The organism is Rhodobacter viridis (genome assembly GCF_003217355.1).
In the GTDB taxonomy this organism is placed as follows: Bacteria; Pseudomonadota; Alphaproteobacteria; order Rhodobacterales; family Rhodobacteraceae; genus Rhodobacter; species Rhodobacter viridis.
Genome location: NZ_QJTK01000003.1, coordinates 169,556 through 188,894 on the forward strand (window position 1 = coordinate 169,556; position 19,339 = coordinate 188,894).

Annotated in this window: 19 protein-coding genes; 9 read left to right on the top strand and 10 right to left on the bottom strand. The window is 66.4% G+C overall.

The window, feature by feature from the left end:
- Nucleotides 1–35: 35 nt before the first annotated feature.
- Nucleotides 36–809: an alpha/beta hydrolase gene (locus C8J30_RS06320; protein ID WP_110805023.1), complete on the top strand. Its 774-nt coding sequence runs from the start codon at nt 36–38 to the stop codon at nt 807–809.
- A gap of 55 nt (nt 810–864) precedes the next feature.
- Here C8J30_RS06320 and C8J30_RS06325 read toward each other — a convergent pair whose 3' ends face one another.
- Nucleotides 865–1,851, bottom strand: a complete 987-nt coding sequence (locus C8J30_RS06325; RefSeq protein WP_110804870.1) for a P1 family peptidase — start codon at nt 1,849–1,851, stop codon at nt 865–867.
- Nucleotides 1,848–3,443, bottom strand: a complete 1,596-nt coding sequence (locus C8J30_RS06330; protein WP_110804871.1) for a GMC family oxidoreductase — start codon at nt 3,441–3,443, stop codon at nt 1,848–1,850. The genes C8J30_RS06325 and C8J30_RS06330 overlap by 4 nt, the downstream gene beginning before the upstream one ends.
- A gap of 109 nt (nt 3,444–3,552) precedes the next feature.
- On the opposite strand from C8J30_RS06330, the gene C8J30_RS06335 reads away from it, so the two are divergent.
- Nucleotides 3,553–3,996 (top strand): DUF1178 family protein, encoded by a 444-nt coding sequence (locus C8J30_RS06335; protein ID WP_110804872.1) that lies wholly within the window; start codon nt 3,553–3,555, stop codon nt 3,994–3,996.
- A 56-nt stretch (nt 3,997–4,052) separates the two neighbouring features.
- Complete coding sequence (locus C8J30_RS06340) at nt 4,053–4,697, top strand: SDR family oxidoreductase (RefSeq protein ID WP_110805024.1); 645 nt, start codon at nt 4,053–4,055, stop codon at nt 4,695–4,697.
- Between the two features lie 12 nt (nt 4,698–4,709).
- Here the strand turns inward: C8J30_RS06340 and C8J30_RS06345 are convergent, their stop codons facing one another.
- Entirely contained in the window at nt 4,710–5,600 is an 891-nt protein-coding gene (locus tag C8J30_RS06345) for a LysR family transcriptional regulator (RefSeq protein WP_110804873.1), read from the bottom strand.
- 157 nt (nt 5,601–5,757) lie between these two features.
- On the opposite strand from C8J30_RS06345, the gene C8J30_RS06350 reads away from it, so the two are divergent.
- A complete protein-coding gene (locus C8J30_RS06350; protein ID WP_110805025.1) occupies nt 5,758–6,642 on the top strand; it encodes a DMT family transporter in 885 nt (294 codons plus the stop codon).
- Between the two features lie 246 nt (nt 6,643–6,888).
- Here the strand turns inward: C8J30_RS06350 and C8J30_RS06355 are convergent, their stop codons facing one another.
- Nucleotides 6,889–7,509: a TetR/AcrR family transcriptional regulator gene (locus C8J30_RS06355; protein WP_110804874.1), complete on the bottom strand. Its 621-nt coding sequence runs from the start codon at nt 7,507–7,509 to the stop codon at nt 6,889–6,891.
- Nucleotides 7,510–7,624: 115 nt separating this feature from the next.
- Between C8J30_RS06355 and hpbA the strand changes: the two genes are divergently transcribed.
- Entirely contained in the window at nt 7,625–9,661 is a 2,037-nt protein-coding gene (gene hpbA, locus C8J30_RS06360; RefSeq protein WP_110804875.1) for an N-methyl-L-proline N-demethylase HpbA, read from the top strand.
- A 283-nt stretch (nt 9,662–9,944) separates the two neighbouring features.
- Here the strand turns inward: hpbA and C8J30_RS06365 are convergent, their stop codons facing one another.
- Nucleotides 9,945–11,453, bottom strand: coding sequence for a pyruvate kinase (locus C8J30_RS06365; protein ID WP_110805026.1), 1,509 nt, complete (start codon nt 11,451–11,453; stop codon nt 9,945–9,947).
- Nucleotides 11,454–11,631: 178 nt separating this feature from the next.
- On the opposite strand from C8J30_RS06365, the gene C8J30_RS06370 reads away from it, so the two are divergent.
- Both C8J30_RS06370 and ptsP read left to right on the top strand, forming a co-directional pair.
- Nucleotides 11,632–12,891, top strand: a complete 1,260-nt coding sequence (locus tag C8J30_RS06370; protein WP_110804876.1) for an aspartate kinase — start codon at nt 11,632–11,634, stop codon at nt 12,889–12,891.
- Nucleotides 12,892–12,929: 38 nt separating this feature from the next.
- Nucleotides 12,930–15,176, top strand: a complete 2,247-nt coding sequence (gene ptsP, locus C8J30_RS06375) for a phosphoenolpyruvate--protein phosphotransferase (RefSeq protein WP_110804877.1) — start codon at nt 12,930–12,932, stop codon at nt 15,174–15,176.
- A gap of 18 nt (nt 15,177–15,194) precedes the next feature.
- On the opposite strand, the gene C8J30_RS06380 is transcribed toward ptsP, so the two are convergent.
- From C8J30_RS06380 to C8J30_RS06390, 3 genes are all read right to left on the bottom strand, one after another.
- Nucleotides 15,195–15,455, bottom strand: coding sequence for a DUF6455 family protein (locus C8J30_RS06380; protein ID WP_110804878.1), 261 nt, complete (start codon nt 15,453–15,455; stop codon nt 15,195–15,197).
- Nucleotides 15,455–15,772: a DUF6455 family protein gene (locus tag C8J30_RS06385; protein WP_146227870.1), complete on the bottom strand. Its 318-nt coding sequence runs from the start codon at nt 15,770–15,772 to the stop codon at nt 15,455–15,457. The genes C8J30_RS06380 and C8J30_RS06385 overlap by 1 nt, the downstream gene beginning before the upstream one ends.
- Nucleotides 15,773–15,916: 144 nt before the next feature.
- Nucleotides 15,917–16,669, bottom strand: coding sequence for a M48 family metallopeptidase (locus C8J30_RS06390; protein ID WP_110804880.1), 753 nt, complete (start codon nt 16,667–16,669; stop codon nt 15,917–15,919).
- A gap of 126 nt (nt 16,670–16,795) precedes the next feature.
- Here C8J30_RS06390 and C8J30_RS06395 point away from each other — a divergent pair, with 126 nt between their 5' ends.
- Nucleotides 16,796–17,047, top strand: a complete 252-nt coding sequence (locus tag C8J30_RS06395; protein ID WP_110804881.1) for a hypothetical protein — start codon at nt 16,796–16,798, stop codon at nt 17,045–17,047.
- 103 nt (nt 17,048–17,150) lie between these two features.
- Here C8J30_RS06395 and panC read toward each other — a convergent pair whose 3' ends face one another.
- The gene (panC, locus tag C8J30_RS06400; RefSeq protein WP_110804882.1) at nt 17,151–17,990 is read right to left on the bottom strand and encodes a pantoate--beta-alanine ligase; all 840 of its coding nucleotides are present in this window, start codon (nt 17,988–17,990) and stop codon (nt 17,151–17,153) included.
- The gene (gene panB, locus C8J30_RS06405; protein WP_110804883.1) at nt 17,987–18,811 is read right to left on the bottom strand and encodes a 3-methyl-2-oxobutanoate hydroxymethyltransferase; all 825 of its coding nucleotides are present in this window, start codon (nt 18,809–18,811) and stop codon (nt 17,987–17,989) included. Before panB ends, panC begins: the two co-directional genes overlap by 4 nt.
- A gap of 188 nt (nt 18,812–18,999) precedes the next feature.
- Here panB and C8J30_RS06410 point away from each other — a divergent pair, with 188 nt between their 5' ends.
- Nucleotides 19,000–19,338, top strand: a complete 339-nt coding sequence (locus C8J30_RS06410) for a cupin domain-containing protein (protein ID WP_110804884.1) — start codon at nt 19,000–19,002, stop codon at nt 19,336–19,338.
- The last annotated feature ends 1 nt before the right edge of the window (nt 19,339 follow it).

A 19,339-nucleotide genomic window follows, 5' to 3' on the forward strand; every position in this document is an offset into this window, starting at 1 on the left:
GTAAATTGGCCGCCGTGGAAAGAAAGGGTGAGGAAGTGACCGATCTGGACGATGCCTATGCCAATATGCCTTACATCCCCGGGGGCGCGGACTATCCCGCGCGCTGGGCCAAGGCCGCGGCCGACTATCGCGACGAGGCGATGATGGTGCAGGTGGGCTATGGTCCCGGGGTGCGGCGGCAGATCGATCTCTTCCTGCCGATGGGCAGCCAGAAGGGGCTGATCATCTTCGTGCATGGCGGTTACTGGATGAAATTCTGCCCGCAGGATTTCTCGCATCTGGCCAGGGGCGCGGTCGAGGCGGGCTGGGTCGTGGCGATGCCCGGCTATGATCTGGCGCCCGACATGCGCATCGAGCAGATCACCGGGCTGATCGCGATCGCGGTGGCCGAGCTGGCACGCCGTTTCACCGGGCCGATCCGGCTCGTTGGCCATTCGGCGGGCGGGCATCTGGTGGCGCGGATGCTGGAACCCGGGCTTTTGCCCGAGGCCGTCGCCGCGCGGATCGAGCGGGTGGTGCCGATCTCGCCGGTCTCGGACCTTGCGCCGCTGTTGCGAACTTCGATGAACGAGACGCTGCGGCTCGACGCCGCCGAGGCCACCCGCGAAAGTCCGGTGCATCAGCCGGTGCCCAAGGTTCCGGTCCATGTCTGGGTCGGCGCCGACGAGCGTCCGGCCTTCCTCGATCAGGCCCGCGGTCTGGCCGAGGCCTGGTCCTGCCCGCTGACCGTCGAACCGGGGCGGCACCATTTCGACGTGATCGACGGGCTCGAGGCGGAAAGCCCGTTGCTGTCGGCGGTGATCGCGTAAAAGGGGGGCTCTGCCCCCCTGACCCCTCGAGATATTTGGGGCAAGATGAAGGGGATCAGCGCAGGTCTTGCCAGCTCGGTTGCAGATCGCTCGGAAGGGGCGTGGCGGCAAAGACCGCGCGGGCAATGGCGCGGGCAAGGCAGGCGCTGGCGGCATGGCCCAGCTGGAACGGATCGGTGATCGGGTCCCCCAGCGGCCTCGCACCCGTGGCCGCGGCAAAGACCAGATCGCCATCAAGCGGCGTGTGGCTGGGCACCAGCGCCCGGGCCATGCCGTCATGCGCGGCCACGGCCAGCCGATGCGCCTGCGCCTTTGTGAGCGCCGCGTCGGTGGCGACGATGGCGATGGTCGTGGCCTCGCCCATCCGCTTCATCGGCAGGGGTTCCGCATGGGCCGGGTAACAGGGGGCAGGGCCGAGCCCGCCGAATTCCGCCGCCATTTCCCAGGGCGCCGCCCAGAAATGCCGGGTCTCGCCCACGGTTGCTGATCCGAGCGCATTCACCGCGACCAGCGCGCCGACGGTGAAGCCGCTCTCCAGCACCGCCGAGGCCGAGCCGAGCCCGCCCTTGAGCCTGCCCGTCAGCGCCCCGAAGCCCGCGCCCGCGCTGCCGATCTCGAAGCGTTCCGCGGCCACCGCCAGCGCCGCCCGGCCAAGCCCTGCATAGGGGTTTTCCGCCCAGCCCTTGGCGCCGCCGTTCAACAGATCGAAGAGGATCGCGGCAGGTACGATCGGCACCCGCACCGGGCCGACCGGAAAGCCGCGCCCCATCGCATGCAGCCCGGCCATCACCCCCGAGGCGGCCTCAAGACCAAAGGCCGAGCCGCCCGACAGCACCAGCGCATCGACGCTTTCGACCAGCTTGTCGGGGGCCAGAAGGTCGGTCTCGCGCGTGCCGGGGGCGCCGCCCATCACATGCACGGCGGCGGTGAAGGGGCGGTCCGCCGTCAGCACGGTCACGCCAGAGCGCAGCGCGGTGTCATGCGCATTGCCGACGCGCAGCCCGGCAACATCGGTGATCAGATTGCGCGGTCCGGGTTTCATTGTTTGGCATCCTCCAGCAGCATCCGTGCGGCCTTTTCCGCGATCATCATCACCGGCGCGTTGGTATTGCCAGAGGTGATCACCGGCATCACCGAGGCATCGGCGATGCGCAGCCCGGCAAGTCCGCGCAGCCGCAGCCGCGGATCGACCACCGCCCCCGCATCCGGCCCCATCCGGCAGGTGCCGACCGGGTGAAAGATCGTCGTGCCGATATCGCCCGCGGCTTTCACCAGATCGGCCTCGGACTGCACCGCCGCGCCCGGCAGATATTCGCCGCAGGCAAACCGCGCGAAAGCCGGTTGCGCCGCGATCTGGCGAGTCAGGCGGATGCCCTGGGCCGCCACGCGCCGGTCGGTCTCGGTCGCGAGGTAATTCGGCGCGATCACCGGGGCGGCGCGGAAATCCGGCCCGCGCAGATGGCTTTCGCCACGGCTCTCGGGGCGCAGGTTGCACACGCTCGCCGTCATCGCCGGAAACGGATGCAGCGGATCACCGAATTTGTCGAGGCTCACGGGCTGCAGATGCCATTCCAGATCGGGCGTCTCCCGGTCGGGGAAGGACCGCGCAAAGATCCCCGCCTGAGACGGCGCCATCGACATCGGACCCGAGCGGAAGGCGGCATATTGCGCCGCGATCTTCGCCTTGCCCCACAGCGTCGCGGCCATCGTGTTGAGCGTCTTCACCCCCGCCACCTTGAAGATCAGCCGCAGTTGCAGATGGTCTTGCAGGTTCTTGCCGACGCCGGGCAGATTGAGCTGCGGGATGATGCCATTGGCGCGCAAGATCGCCGGATCGCCGATTCCGGAAAGTTCAAGAATTTGCGGCGTCCCGATCGCGCCCGCGGCCATCACCACCTCGCCCGCCGCGACCTGATGCACCGCGCCGCCGAGATGATAGCGCAACCCGGTCACCCGCCCCTCGGAGATCTCCAGCCGTTCCACCTGCGCCCCGGTCAACACGCGCAGGTTCGGCCGCCCCCGCACCGGCTTGAGAAAGGCCGAGGCCGCCGACCAGCGCCAGCCGTTCCGTTGCGTGACATGGAAATAGCCCGCGCCCTCGTTGGTGCCGCGGTTGAAATCCTCGGTCCGGGGAATGCGGGCCTGTTCGGCGGCCTGCAGAAAAGCGTCCAGAACGTCCCAGCGCACCCGGGCCTGTTCGACCCGCAAGGGGCCGCCCGCCCCGTGCAGGTCCGAGGCGCCGCGGTAGAAATCTTCATGATCGCGAAAGAGCGGCAGCACGTCCTCCCAGCCCCAGCCGGTGCAGCCCATCTGTGCCCAGATGTCGTAATCGCGGGCCTGACCGCGCATGTAGATCATCCCGTTGATCGCCGAGCAGCCGCCCAAAATCCGCCCGCGCGGATACAGCAGGCTGCGCCCGTTCAGCCCCGCCTCGGCCTCGGTGCGAAACCCCCAGTCGGTGCGCGGATTGCCGATGCAGTACAGATAGCCGACCGGGATATGCACCCAGGGGTAGGTGTCGCGCCCGCCCGCCTCGAGCAGAAGCACCCGGTTGCGGGGATCGGCGCTCAGCCGGTTGGCCAGAACGCAGCCCGCGCTGCCCGCGCCCACAATGACGTAATCGTATCTTTCCATGCGAAATTCCCCCCCCGGTTGATCTTCTCAGCCGCGCCCCATCCGCGCAAGGGCGCTTGCAATTTGCGGGCCAAGCCTGTCAGATGGGGCCTTCGAAACGGGCCTGACGATGATCCGCTACACCCTCAAATGCGACAAGGAGCACAGCTTCGACAGCTGGTTCGCCTCGGCTGCGGCCTTTGATGCGCTGCTGGCCAAGGGGATGGTGTCCTGCACGATCTGCGGCTCCCCGACCGTCGAAAAGGCGCTGATGGCGCCTGCCGTGCGGCCCGCGCGCAAGGCCGCAGCAGTCGAGCCTGCAAAGCCGGAAACCCCGCTCGGCACACCGCAAACCGGAATCGAGGAGGCCTTTGCCGCGATGCGTCAGGCGGTGGAGGCGAATTCGGATTATGTCGGCGTCAATTTCGTCTCGCAGGCGCGGGCGATGCACGAAGGCACGGTGCCCGAACGCGCCATTCACGGCGAGGCCCGGCTCGACGAGGCCAAGGCGCTGCTCGACGATGGTATCCCCGTGATGCCGCTGCCCTTTTTGCCCAAAAGGTCGCGGAATTGATTCAGGTCCTTGCGCTTGCCTGAACGCTGGCCAAGATGGCGGCACAGGAGGCGACCATGACAGTTCTCATCACCGGAGCGAACCGCGGCATCGGCGCTGCGCTTCTGGCTCATTACCGCCACACGGACACCGCGGCCTTCGGCACCGCGCGCAATCCCGAGGGCGATCTTCTGCCGCTTGACGTCACCCAGCCCGACAGCGTCAAGGCGCTGGCCCGGCGGCTGAATGGTCTGCCGATCGGGCTTCTGGTCTGCAATGCCGGGGTCTATGCCGATCTGGGCCAGTCGCTGGAAAACGGCTATGCGCCGATGCTCTGGGCGCGCAGTTTCTCGACCAACGTCATGGGCGTGTTCCTGACGATTCAGGCGCTGTTGCCGAACCTGCGCGCGGCGCATGGCAAGGTGGCGATCCTGTCGTCGGCGATGGGCTCGGATGCGCGGGCGCCGGGGGGCAGCTACATCTATCGGGCATCGAAGGCCGCGGTGCTGAACCTTGGCCGCAACCTTGCCGCCGATCTGCGCCCCGAGGGGATCGCGGTCGGCGTCTATCACCCCGGCTGGGTGAAGACCGACATGGGCGGGCCGCAGGCCGAGATCACCGTGGCACAATCGGTGGCGGGTCTGACGACGCGGTTCGACGCGCTCAACCTGACCAATTCGGGCTGTTTCGAAAGCTATGACGGGGCGGTGATTCCGTTTTGATCCACTGGCGGCTCAGCCCGCCAGCACCAGCCGGCCAACGCGGCTGATTTCGGTCTCGATCTCGGCCACCAGCGTATCCAGCGCCGCGTTCCGCACCCTGCGGGCGCGGCGCACGACATAGGTCAGCCCGGGCGGCGGCGGCAGGGGGGCGCCCACGATCTCCATCTCGGGGCGCAGATGCCGTGTGGAGAGGAGCGCGACACCAAGCCCCGCACTGACCCCCGCGATGATCCCCGCCGCACTCGCGCATTCGAAGACGGTTTCCAGCGTCACCCCGCCATCCTGCCCGATATCGAGCGCCCATTGCCGGTAAAAGCACTCCTCGTGAAAGGACAGGAACGGAATCGGCCCCGCGGCGGGCAGGGTCAGATCGCGGTGACGCACCCACAACAGGTCTTCGCGCATCAGCACGACATCGGTCGGTCGCACCTCGTGATCGAAGATCTGCAAGATCGCCGCGTCGATCTCGCCGCGCTCCAGCAGTGCGCGCAGCACAAGGCTCATCCGCACCTGCGTGCGCACGCTGACCTGCGGATGCAGGCGGCGGAACCGGCCCAGGATGCGGGCCAGATCGGTGCAGGTCGTGTCCTCGGTCAGGCCAAGCGCAATCCGCCCCGCGAGCGGCGTTTTCGACAGGCTGAGCAACGCCTCGTCATGCAAGCCAAGGATGCGGGCGGCGTAATCCAGCAATTCCTCGCCCGCGGGGGTGAACAGCGGCCCGCCAGCGCGGCGGGACAGAAGATCGCTGCCAAGGCTGACCTCCAGCCGCCGGATCTTGTGGCTGACCGCCGATTGCGACAGGCCCAAAGCCTCGGCGGCGCGGGTGACGCCGCCATGATGGGCGATGGCCCGCAGCGCACGCAGGGCGTCGATATCCAGACGGCGGGTGGAAAGATCGGTCATGGGCAGCCTCATGCAACTGCGCCGATCCTGCGCCGATTGGCGGCATATGGCAAAGACTCATTCATCATTCGGCACGAAAGTCATGCCCCCATCGAAATTTGTCATGTGCGTTTTGGCTTCGCTTCGCCGAGGAAGGGGCAGCCGACACGAGGACATGATGACCGCGACCGCCCTTTCCCTGCCCCGCCCCCTGCTTTGGCCGCTGATGGCTGTGGCGCTGGTTTTGAGCTGGAGTTCCGGCTTCGTCGGCATCCGCTATGCCAGCGAAAGCGCCGGGGTGGGGTTGGTGCTGTTCTGGCGCACGCTGATTGCCGGGCTGATCCTTCTGCCCTTCGCGCTGCTCATCGGGCCGCGCATGACCCTGCGCGGGGGGATCGAGCAATGTCTGTTCGGGGTGATGTCGGTCTTTCTTTATCTTGGCGGCTTTGCGCTGGCGATTGGCGAAAGGGTGCCGACGGGGACGGTGGCGCTGATTTCGGATCTCTTGCCGCTGGCCATTGCGGCACTGTCGCAGCCGGTGCTGGGGGAGCGGTTGTCGGTGGCGCAATGGGCGGGAACGGCGGTGGCGGTGCTGGGCGTGCTGATCGTCTCGGCGGACAGCCTGTCAGTGGGGACGGCGCCGCTTTGGGCCTATGGGTTGACGGTGGCCTCGATGCTGGTCTTTGCGCTGGCCTCGGTCCTGCTGAAGAAACGGCCCGGGCTGCGGATGCCGCTGCATCAAAGCCTGTGCCTGCATTCGTTGACCGGGGCGGTGCTGTTCGGGCTCTGCACCGGCTGGCAGGGCGCGCTGATGCCGCCGATGACGGCGCATTTCGCGCTGGGCATCGGTTGGCTGGTCGTCTTTGCCACCTTTGCCGCCTATGGGATCTATTACAGCAGCCTGCGGCTCTTCCCGGTCGCGCGGGTGTCGGCGGTGATCTATCTCAGCCCGCCGGTGACGATGCTTTGGGGCTGGGCCCTGTTCGGCGAACCGCTGACGGCGACGATGTTCGCAGGGCTTGCGGTGACGCTGGTGGGCGTGATGCTGACGGTGCGGGGGTAGGAGAGGCCGGTTTCGGGCGGATCAGGAAAGGCATCGCCTTTCCCCGCCCGCCGGAGCCGCCTTGTCACGGGACTGGTTGCCCCGCGCGCTGCGGGAGGCCGACGCCTGACCCGGCGGGCGAGAAGCGCCCGCCGAGGGCGGGGCGGGCGCTGGCCGGGGGCCTTTGAGGCCCCCGCCGGTCTTTGCCGCACTGTTTCGCGGGACCTCGGCAATGGCCTCGGTCATTGTGGCCAGCAAAGACAGGCCTTACCCGCCCGCGCGCAGCCCGGCTTCGAACCGCGCCAGCTCCGCGGCGCTGGGCAGCTTGCCGGTGTAGACCTCGACATAATGCGCGATCCGCGCCAGCCTTGTGTCGAGGCTTTCGCGCGTCTGCATCGAGATATAGCCGATCTGCACAAGGTAAATCGTCCGCGCCCGCACATCGGCATCCTCGGGCGCATGGCCCCAGCGCATCAGCATCGCCGCCAGCGCCGCCAGCCGCTCGGCATCGGCCGCATGCAGATCCGCCGCCACCGAGGGATCGGCAAAGCCCCAGCTGCGCAGCGCGAATTCGAAGCGCGGATCGAATCGGTCCGACAGGAACACAGCCAGAAGGTTCAGCATCGCCTCGGTCTCGGTCGCGGCGTAAGCGGTCGTCGCGGCAAGCAAAACCTCGGTCGTCACCGTCCGCCAACGCGCCCGCAGCGCCGCCAGCAGATCCTCGCGGTCGGTGAAGAACCAGTAGAACGAGGTCCGTGACAGGCCGAGTTTCTTCGCCAGCGGCAGGATTTTCACCGCCTCGACCCCGCCCGCGATCAAGGCGTCGCAGGCGGCTTCAAGCCACCCCTCGCGCGAGCCGCGCCAACCGCTGTCCTTTGTCTCTGTCATCCATCGACCCTAGCCCGGACCGCGGCCGGGCTCAAGAAAATGTTCATGAGTGAATGCAAACTTGACATGTGTGCACAATTCGCAAATCCTGCCCGCAGGAACCCCGGAGGCCCCCATGTCGAACGACCCGCTTTTGCAGCCCTATCAGTTGCGCCACCTGACCCTGCGCAACCGCATCCTGATCACCGCGCATGAACCCGCCTATGCCGAGGACGGCATGCCGAAAGAGCGCTACCGCGCCTATCACGTCGAACGCGCGCGGGCCGGGGTGGCGCTGACGATGACGGCAGGTTCGGCCTCGATTTCCCGCGACAGCCCGCCGGTCTTCAACAACATCCTGGCGTGGAAGGACGAGGTGGTGGGCTGGATGCGCCAGCTGGTCGATGAATGCCACGACCACGGCGCGGCGGTGATGATCCAGCTTTCGCACCTTGGACGTCGCACCCGCTGGGACAAGGCCGACTGGCTGCCGGTCGTGGCCCCCAGCCATGAACGCGAGGCGGCGCACCGGGCCTTTCCGAAGCGGGCGGAGGAGTGGGATCTCGACCGGATCAAGGGCGATTTCGCCGATGCGGCCGAGCGGATGAAGGCCGCGGGCGTCGACGGGATCGAGCTGGAGGCTTATGGCCATCTGCTCGAACAATTCTGGTCGCCGCTGACGAATGATCTCGACGCCCCCTATGGCGGCTCGTTGGAAAACCGGCTGCGCTTCACGATGGAGGTTCTGGGGGCGATCCGGCAGCGCTGCGGGTCGGATTTCATTCTGGGCCTGCGCTATACCGGCGATCAGGGCCTGCCCGGCGGCATGGACAAGGCCGAGGGCATGACGCTGTCGAAAAAGTTGCGCGATTCGGGGCTCGTGGATTTCCTGAACGTCGTGCGCGGCCATATCGACACCGATCCGGGGCTGACCGATCTCATTCCGATTCAGGGCATGCGCAACGCCCCGCATCTGGATTTCGCGGGCGAGATCCGGGCCGAGACCGGGTTCCCGACTTTCCACGCCGCGAAGATCCCCGATATCGCGACGGCGCGGCATGCGATCGCCAGCGGCAAGCTCGACATGGTCGGCATGACCCGCGCGCATCTGGCCGATCCGCATCTGGTGGCGAAGCTGATCGCGGGGCGTGAAGACGACATTCGCCCCTGCGTTGGCGCGAACTATTGCCTTGACCGGATCTATCAGGGCGGCATGGCGCTTTGCCTGCACAACCCGGCGACGGGCCGCGAATTGACCGAGCCGCAGACGATCACGCCTGCGGTGACGAAGAAGCGCGTCACCATCGTCGGTGCGGGGCCGGGGGGGCTCGAGGCTGCCCGCGTCGCGGCCGAGCGGGGCCATGCGGTCACCGTTTTCGAAGCCGCCGATCAGCCCGGCGGGCAGGTGCGGCTGACCGCGCTCGACCCGCGGCGGCGCGAGATGGCGGCGATCACCGACTGGCGCTATCAGCAATGCCTCAAACACGGCGTTACCTTCAACTTCAACAGCTTCGCCGAGGCCTCGGACGTGCTGGCGACCAACCCGGACGAGGTGGTGATTGCGACGGGTGGCCTGCCGCATACCGAGGTCTTGAGCGCGGGCAATGATCTGGTGGTGTCGACCTGGGACATTCTTTCCGGCGCGGTGAAGCCCGGCCGCGAGGTGCTGGTCTTTGACGATGCGGGCGATCATGCCGGGCTGATGGCGGCCGATCTGATCTCGGCCAGCGGCGCGAAAGTGGAAATCGTCACCCCCGACCGCGCCTTTGCGCCCGAGGTGATGGCGATGAACCTTGTGCCCTACATGCGGTCGCTGCAGGGGCGGGACACGACCTTCACCGTGACCTGGCGGCTGATGTCGGTCAGCCGTGCGGGCAACCGGTTGCAGGCGGTTCTGGGCAGCGATTACGGCCCGGTGACGCGGATGCGCGAGGTCGATCAGGTGGTGGTGAACCACGGCACAAGGCCGCTTGACGAGCTTTACTTCGCGCTGAAGCCGCTGTCGTCGAACCTTGGCATCGTCGATTACGAGGCCTTGGCGACGGGCAAGCCGCAAACCGTCGTGGCGAACGCAGAGGGCCGGTTCCGGCTGGTGCGGATCGGCGATGCGGTGGCCGCGCGCAACACCCATGCGGCGATCTATGATGCGCTGCGGTTGATGAAGGACGTGTGAGGGGGACTTGGCCTCGGCCATTGCCGAGGCCATGCGCAACAGAGGTCCCGTGACCGCCGGGGGCCCCCCAGCCGCGCCACGGGCGCGGCGTTCTTCGGGGAAACGCGCCACTGGCGCGTTTCTTATCCCTCATCACCCTCGGCCTGCGCCCGCCCCGCCCATGGCGGGCGCATTCGCGCCGCCGGGGCGGAGCGCAGGCCTCTGTCACGCCCGGGTCAAGCGGTCGTGCCGCAGCGCTGCGCCTTCGAGCTGGGAAAGGCGGCGCCTTTCCTCTTCCGCCCGATCACAGGTCGTGCCAAAGCCCCAGCGCCCCCAGCCGGGGCGATTTCTTCGACGTGTGCCGGTCCATCCGCATCAACACATCGCGGAGGAACGTCACCGCCTGCACAAGATGTGGACCCTTGTTCAGCATCACGCATTCCGCGCGCTGGCTCATCGCGGCGTCGGTCATCTCGGCCCGGCTGGCCTGACCTTCCTTGACCATGCCTTCCAGCACCTGCGTCGCCCAGACCACCGGAACCTCGGCCGCCTCGCAGAGCCACAGCACCTCTTCCTGAATCTCGCTCAGCCGCTCGAAGCCGATCTCCACCGCCAGATCGCCGCGCGCGATCATCACGCCGACGGGCACGCGCCCGCCCGCCTCGACGATGAGCCCCGGCAGATTGCGCAGCGAAAGCGGCGTCTCGATCTTCAGCATCAGCGCGGGCCAATCGCGCGAGGTGCCGCCATCGGACCGCGCATCCAGTTCCGCAAAGAGCGCGCGCAGATCGCCCCCCGTCTGCACGAAGGAAAAGCCCAGAATATCGGCGTGACCCAGAACGAAATCGAGATGGCCCAGATCGACCTCGGTCAGCGCGGGCACGCGCAGATCGACGCCGGGCAGGTTCACCCCTTTCTCGACCTTGATCTTCGCGCCCTTCGAGGGCGTCGAGGTCACCTCGGCCAGCACCTTGCCGGGCCGGACCTTGAGGATCTTCGCGCGCAGCTTGCCGTCGTTGATCCAGATCGCGCCGCCCTCGACCATCGCCTCCATCAGCGCCGGATGGCTGAGACGAATTTGTGGCAGATCGGCATCATGGGCGAGGGTTTCGACCACTTCGAACCGGTCGCCCTCGAACAGACGCCCGGTCTCCTCGACGCTTTCCGACAACGCCTCGACCCGCAGCTTCGGCCCTTCGATATCCATCTGCACCGGCACGCGCCGCCCGGCCTTCATCGCCGCCTGCCGGACCTGACCGATCATCGCCGCCCAGACATCTGGGTTGTCATGCGCGCAGTTGATCCGCATGCAATCCGCCCCGGCCGCGATCAGCGCGGCGACCAGATCGGGGCTGAAGGCGGCCTCGGTCGGCAAGGTCACCATCACGCGCGAGCGCGGCGCCTCGCGACGGGCGCCAAACAAGGCATCGCGCCGGGCGGCCAGACGCGCAGGTCCGGCGGCAAAGGTTTCGACGGTGGGGTAACTTGCGATCCCCTCGCCACCGATCATCGCCAGCGAGGCCAGCACCGCATCGATCGAGGGGCGCACATGCGCCTCGGCCCGGCCGAGCGACGAGAGGCCAAGCGAGGCCAAGGGCGCCTGAAACGGCACCAGATCGCCGCGCCGCAGCGCCAGATAATCCGCCAGATTGCGCGCCGAGGGCAGGAACTCCGGCCGCCGCACCAGACCCTCCCAGCCTTCCATCGTCGCATCCGAGCGCCGCACCAGATCATCGCGCAGCGCCTCGAGCGCCCGTTGCAGGCCACGCGCCTGCGCCCGCCTTTCGCGGTATTCGACCTCATCGAGACTCATCACATCCTCCTGCCCTGTTCGGGCATAATTCTGCCGGGCCAGCATGACAGGGGAATGACGGGCACATGACGGCCCCAAAGGCGTTTCGCCGCAGGCAAACCCTTGCAAGCTTCGCCCCCTTCCGATAGCAGAAGCGCGACGCCGGGCACAGGGTCCGGGACAGGATTGGGGGGGGAAGATGCCGCTTCTCGTGATGAAATTCGGCGGCACCTCGGTGGCGGACCTCGACCGCATCGCGAATGCGGCGGCGAAGGTCAAGCGCGAGGTCGACCGTGGCTACGATGTCATCGTGATCGTCTCGGCCATGTCGGGCAAGACCAACGAGCTTGTCGGCTGGGTCGAGGGCACGTCGCCCCTGTATGATGCCCGCGAATATGACGCCGTCGTCGCCTCTGGTGAAAACGTCACCGCCGGTCTGATGGCCCTGCGCCTGCAGGAAATGGGGATCCCCGCGCGCAGCTGGCAAGGCTGGCAGGTGCCGATCAACACCACCTCGGCGCATGGCTCGGCCCGGTTCAAGTCGATCCCGCGCGAGAATATCGACACGAAATTCGCCGAGGGCATGAAGGTCGCGGTCGTCGCGGGCTTCCAGGGCCTGTCGGCCGAAAACCGCATCACCACGCTCGGCCGCGGTGGCTCGGACACGACGGCGGTGGCCTTTGCCGCCGCTTTCGACGCGGAGCGCTGCGATATCTACACCGACGTGGACGGGGTCTACACCACCGATCCCCGGATCAGCTCGAAAGCGCGCAAGCTTGACAAGATCGCGTTCGAGGAAATGCTCGAACTCGCCTCGCTTGGCGCCAAGGTGCTGCAAACGCGCTCGGTCGAGCTGGCGATGCGTTTTGGCGTGCGGCTGCGGGTGCTGTCCTCCTTCGAGGAAACCGACGAAACTTCAGGAACCCTTGTCTGCGGGGAGGATGAAATCATGGAATCGAAAGTCGTCTCGGGGGTCGCCTATTCGCGCGACGAGGCCAAGATCACCCTCTTCACCATCGAAGACCGCCCCGGCGTCGCGCAGGCGATCTTCGGGCCGCTGTCCGAAGCCGGCGTGAACGTCGACATGATCGTGCAGAACATCTCGGAAAAGGACTATGACGACAACCATCCGGGTGCCGTCACCGACATGACCTTCTCCTGCCCGATCAATCAGGTCGCGCGGGCGCAAAAGGCGCTCGAGGATGCCAAGGCTGCGGGCAAGATCAAATATGACGAGCTGATCATCGACACCGACGTCGCCAAGGTCTCGGTCGTCGGCATCGGCATGCGGTCGCAAGTGGGCGTCGCGGCGCGCACCTTCGAGGCGCTGGCCGCCGAAAACATCAACATCAAGGTCATCTCGACCTCGGAGATCAAGATTTCCGTGCTGATCGATCGGAAATATATGGAACTGGCCGTTCAGGCCCTCCATGATGCATTTGAACTGGAAAAGGCCTGACGCGCAGTTCAGGCCTCTAAAACGGGGGCGGCTAGGCCATGGTGGATCGCAGCGAAAGTGACAGCCGCACGCTGTTGCGCCGGTTGCGCGATACTCTGGCCACCCCCGGCGACGGACAGGACCGGCTTGACCGGATCACCCATCTGATCGCCCATTCGATGCGGACGCAGGTCTGCTCGATCTATCTGTTCCGCGATCCGGAAACGCTGGAGCTTTGCGCCACCGAGGGTCTCAACCCCGAGGCCGTGCACAAGACCCGGATGCGGCTGGGCGAGGGTCTGGTGGGCCGCGTCGCCCGCACCGGCCAGCCCGCCAATACCGCCAATGCGCCTGCCGAGCCCGGTTTCCGCTACATGCCGGAAACCGGCGAAGAGATTTATTCGAGCTTCCTCGGCGTGCCGATCCAGCGCGTCGGCGAGAAACTGGGTGTGCTGGTCGTGCAATCGCGGGAAGCGCGGCTCTTCTCGGATGACGAGGTCTACGGGCTGGAAGTCGTCGCGATGGTGCTGGCGGAAATGACCGAACTGGGCGCCTTTACCGGCGATCAGGGCGGCATTGGCGCGGCGCATCGGTTCCCCGTCATGTTCCGCGGCTCGACCGGGCAGGAAGGCGCGGCCGAGGGGCGGGTCTGGCTGCACGAGCCGCGCGTTGTGGTGACGAATCCGGTCGGCGATGACCCGGATGCCGAAAAGGCCCGGCTCGATGCTGCGGTCTCGACGCTGCAGGCGCAGATCGACGACATGCTGATCGGCTCGGCCAGCATGGACAAGGAACAGCGTCAGGTTCTGGAAGCCTACAAGATGCTCGCCCATTCGCGCGGCTGGGTCCGGCGGATGAGCGAGGACATCGACCTTGGCCTGTCGGCCGAGGCGGCGGTGGAAAAGGAACAATCGACGGCGCGGGCGCGGCTCGAGCAATCGACCGACGCTTACCTGCGCGAGCGGCTGCACGATCTGGACGACCTCTCGAACCGTCTGCTGCGGCTGCTGACCGGGCAGGGCAAGGATACGGGCGCCGAACTGCCCGACAATCCGGTGCTGGTCGCGCGCAACATCGGCCCGGCGGAGTTGCTGGACTATGGCCGCAGGCTCAAGGGGGTCGTGCTGGAAGAGGGCTCGGTGGGCAGCCATGCCGCGATCGTGGCTCGGGCGCTGGCGATTCCGCTGGTGATCCATGCGACGCGAATCACCAACGAGGCGCTGAACGGCGATCCGATTCTGGTCGATGGCGATCAGGGCATCGTCCACCTGCGCCCCGAAGATACCGTGGCTGCCGCCTTCCGCGACAAGATCGCGATGCAGGCCGAGGCGCAGAAACGCTATGCCGATCTGCGCACGAAACCGGCGGTGGACCGGGCGGGCAATGGCGTCAGCCTGATGATGAACGCAGGGCTGATGGCGGATCTGCCCTCGCTCAAGGGCTCGGGTGCTGATGGCGTCGGGCTGTTCCGCACCGAATTGCAATTCCTGATCCGCTCGCGCGTGCCGCGTCGCGGCGAATTGGCGGCGCTTTACAAGCGGGTGATCGACGCCGCCAAGGGCGCCAAGGTGCAGTTCCGCACCCTCGACATCGGCTCGGACAAGGTGCTGCCCTACATGAAGCCGCAGGAGGAACCGAACCCGGCGATGGGCTGGCGGGCGATCCGGCTCGGCCTCGACAAGCCCGGCGTGCTGCGGATGCAGTTGCAGGCGCTGATCCGCGCGTCAGAGGGGCGGCCGCTCTCGGTCATGTTCCCCTTTGTCGCCACGCCCGACGAATTCAACGCGGCGAAAGCCACGCTTCTGCGCGAGATCGACCGCGAGGCGACGCTGGGTCGGCCCGTGCCGTCCGATCTGCGCGTGGGGGCGATGCTCGAAACGCCGTCACTGGCCTTTGCCGCCGACAGCTTCTTTGCCAGTTGCGATTTCATCTCGATCGGCGGCAACGACCTCAAGCAGTTCTTCTTCGCGGCGGACCGCGAAAACGAACGCGTCCGGCGGCGCTATGACACGCTCGACACCAGTTTCCTGACCTTCATCGAAAAGATCATCGCGCGCTGCGCGGCGAATGAAACCGCGCTCAGCTTCTGCGGCGAGGATGCCGGACGTCCGATCGAGGCGCTGACCTTCGCCGCGCTTGGCATTCGCACGCTTTCGATGCGCCCGGCCTCGATCGGGCCGGTCAAGCATCTGCTGCGCCGCGCCGATCTGACCGAGCTGAAAGCGGTGATCGATGACGCCCGCGCGCGGGGGATGCAAAGCGTCCGGCCAGCGGTGACCTCCTATCTGGCCGGGTTGCAGGGCTGAGACGCCGCGGCGAGGGGCTCAGACCATCTCGCCGATTTCGCGCAGCACATTGCCGTTCGCGCACCAGTCCGGCGCCGATCCGCGTTCTTCGGAATGTTCCGAAAGATAGGCAAGGCAGCCTTCCGAGCCTGCGCACAGGCGGCAGTGATTGATCATCTGTGCGAAATCCGCCTGCGAGAGCAATCCGTCATGCATGGCCTCGGTGAGGTTGACCCCCATCCGGCGGCCCATGCCGCGGGCGATCCAGAAATACAGATCGATGTTGCCCTGAATGCCCATCACTTCCCTCCATCGGCGTTAGCAAGAACTTGATCCTTCGCCAGCGTCTCGCGCAGGCGGGCCATCATGTCACGATTGGCGCAATAGCCCGGGGCCTCGGCTTCCGGCTTCGCGCGACCGTTGTCGTCGTCATGCGCAGAGAGCCAGTCCAAGCATTCGGTCGGCTCCGGACATCCGGCACAGCGCACGACCGCTTCGCGCCAGTCGTCACCGCCAAGCTTCCCTTGCAACATCATCTCGGTGAGATTGATGCCAAGAGCCTGCGCCATGCGGTTCATCAGGGCAGCGTGCCGATTGAGGGTCTTCCGTCCGTGCATAAGCAATTCCTTGTTCCGGGCAGGGTCGCATAAATCATCTGCCGCGGGTGTCGAATTGCCATGATTCAGATCAATCTTTGCGCGAGGCGCACGGTGTTACCGCTCGCGCAATTGGATATGCCAAGGAATTGGGCAGAGTGCGGATCAGAAGCCGCGGAAGCTGCCCTTGCGCAGCGCCGAAGTGACTCGGTGCACGACGGCGATGCGCTCGCCATTCGCCGGATGGGTGCCAAGGAAGCTGTGTCCGGGATCGGGCAGACGGGTGAAGAACATCGCCCCGCGTTCGGGGTTGTAGCCCGCGTTCCATGCAATGACCGTTCCCAGCGCATCGGCCTGCAATTCGTAATCCTTGGAATAGGCGCGCGCGCCCATTTCCGCGCCGAAGTCGCGCGCCTGTGCCACACCATCGGCATCCGCCCCCGAGGCCGCCGCCAGCGCCCCCAGAATCAAGGCTCCCCGCGTCGCATCCGAGGTTTTCTGTTCCAGATGGCCGAGGATGTAATGCGCCGCCTCATGCCCCATGACGAAGGCCAGTTCGTCGCGATTGCGGGCCTCGGCGATCAGCGCAAGGTTGAAGGCGACGATCGGGCGGCCGCGCGCGTCCAGCGTCTGAAACGCATTCGGCTGCGGATCGGAGCGTTCGTCGACCATCACCTGATAGTCGCAATTCATCCGCCCATGCGTCCGCGACAGGCATTCGCTTTCGATCCGCGGTTCCATGTCCCGCGCGACGGCCAGAAAATTCGCTGCCGCCGTATGGGCGTCGGGCCCGGTCTCGACCGTCACCACCGGCGCTTTTGGCCGCGGCAGGGATGCGCCGTCCAACCCCGGTTGCGGGGCCTCGCAGGCGGCCAGCACCAGCGGCAGGGCAAGAACAGCAAGGAGACGGCGCGGCATGGATCGTAAGGACCGGAAAGAATTTCGGCGATACTAGCGGCGCGGCGTCCGGGCGCAATCGCCTTCGGTCCGATCACCGAAATGTTTGCCCTTTTCGTGTCCGCCCATGCGCGTTAGCATCAGGCCATGTTCACCATCGAGCACGAATTCGACGCCACCGTGATCACCCTCGTCGACGAGGGAGATGATCCGCGCGACTATCTGCAGGAAGACATCACCATACAGTCCTTCGAGGATTGCGTGGTGGTCGAGCAACTCGACGAAACCACCGAGACGGTGGTGCGGGTGGTCTTTTCGCATGCCCAGTTGCGCGAACTGGCCGCCGCCCTCGACCTGCCCGAGGGCGTCTATCGGTTGCAATCCAGAACCAAGGCCTGAGCAAGGCCCGCCCGCGCAAGGGCGTATTTGGACCAGGAAAAGTCATGGTCTTTTTCTTGGCTGAAATACGCCGGGGGTCCGGGGGCAGCGCCCCCGGCGCTTGTCACACGGCGATATTGTCGATCAGCCGCACATCGCCCAGATAAACCGCCGCCAGCATCCGCGCCGGTTCCGAAAGCTCGGTCATCGGCCGCAGACCGTCGGCGGTGCGCAATTCGAGATAATCCCAGTCTCCGAACCCGGCCGCGCTGATCGCGGTCTTTGCCGCCGCAAGCGTCTCGGCCACCGGCGCGCCTGCCCGGATCGCCTCGGCCGCCGCCTGCATCTCGGCGTAAAGCTTCGGGGCCAGCGCACGCTCCTCGGGGCTCAGCCGCACATTGCGCGAGGACATCGCGAGCCCGTCATCTTCGCGGATCGTGGGGCAGGGGATGACGCGGATCGGCACGTTCAGGTCTTCGACCATGCGCTTGACGACCTGCACCTGTTGCCAGTCCTTCTCGCCGAAGAAGGCACGGCCCGCCTGCGTCATGCCGAAGAGCTTGCTCACGACGGTGGCCACGCCCTCGAAATGGCCGGGGCGGAAGGCGCCTTCGAGCGGCTCCGACACGCCCGAGACCGAGACGACGGTGGCAAAGCCGTCCGGATAGACCTCGTGCACGCCGGGCGCGAAAAGCACATCGACGCCCTCGGCTTCAAGCAGCGCCAGATCGTGATCCTCGTTGCGCGGATATTTCGCCAGATCGTCCTTGTTGTTGAACTGCATCGGGTTGACGAAGATCGTCACGATCACCCGGTCCGATTGCTTGCGGGCCTCGCGCACCAGCGACATGTGCCCGTCATGCAGCGCGCCCATCGTCGGCACGACGCCCACCAGCATCCCCGAGCGCTTCCAGGTCGCCACCTTCTCGCGCAGCTCGGCCGAGGTGCGGATCACTTGCGTCATTTCTTCACCTCGTCGAAGAAGGAATATTCCGGCGCGGGGAAGGCGCGGCTGCGGACCTCGGCGGCATAGCTTGCGACGGCCTCGGCGGCGCTGCGGCCAAGCTCGGCATAGCGCTTGACGAATTTCGGCCGGAAATCGGTGAAAAGGCCGAGCATGTCGTCGATCACCAGCACCTGACCATCGCAATCGACCCCGGCGCCGATGCCGATCGTCGGAATGGCGAGCATCGCGGAAATCTCGCCCGCAAGTTCGGCGGGCACCTTTTCCAGCACCACCGAAAACGCCCCGGCCTCGGCCACGGCCAGCGCATCGGCCTTGAGCCGGTCGCCATCGGCGCCGCGGCCCTGCACCTTGTAGCCGCCAAGCGTGTTCACCGATTGCGGCGTGAGGCCGATATGCGCCATCACCGGAATGCCGCGCGCCACCAGAAAGGCGATCGTCTGCGCCATATGCACGCCGCCCTCGAGCTTCACCGCGCCCGCGCCGGTTTCCGCCATGATCCGCACGGCATTGCGGAAGGCCTGTTCCGGCCCTTCCTCGTAGCTGCCAAAGGGCATGTCGATCACGACCAGCGCCCGATCCGAGCCACGCATCACCGCGCGACCATGCAGGATCATCATCTCCATCGTCACGCCCAGCGTCGAGGGCAGGCCATGCAGCACCATGCCGACCGAATCGCCGACCAGCAGCACGTCGCAGGCCGGATCGGCCAGCCGCGCGACCGGCGTCGTATAGGCGGTCAGCACCACCACCGGCACCTTGCCCTTCAGGGCCAGAATGTCCGACGGCATCAGCCGTTTCTGGCTTGCGGTTGCGCTCATGGAATCCTCCCTCTCCCGTGCGCGCTTCCTACTCTTTCCAATCCGTAAATGCAAAGTGACACCGCCGCGACGCAGCATTCGCCGCGACGTCTTTCGTCGCAGTGCGACTTCTGCTTTCATCTTGCCACAAATATCCTGGGGTCCGGGGCAAAGCCCCGGTCCTGTCCTTGAACCCCGAAGGTCCCGCCATGCTGATCGAACGTCTGACGCCTCAGGGCGATCCGGAAATCTCCCGCCCCGACCCCGAGCGCCTGATCGAAGGTGACCCCGTTCACCGCGCCTGGAATGCCGAGGAGGACGACGGCCTTTACTGCGGCATCTGGGAAAGCACGCCGGGGGCGTGGCGGGTGCGTTACGAGGAATGGGAATATTGCCGCATTCTGTCTGGCCGCTCGGTGATCGAGGGCGAAGAGGGCGAGCGGCTGGAGGTCGGTCCGGGGGATGCGTTCTTCATCCGCCCGGGCTTTCAGGGGATCTGGCGGGTGATCGAAACCACCCGCAAGGATTATGTGATCCTGGTCCGTTAGG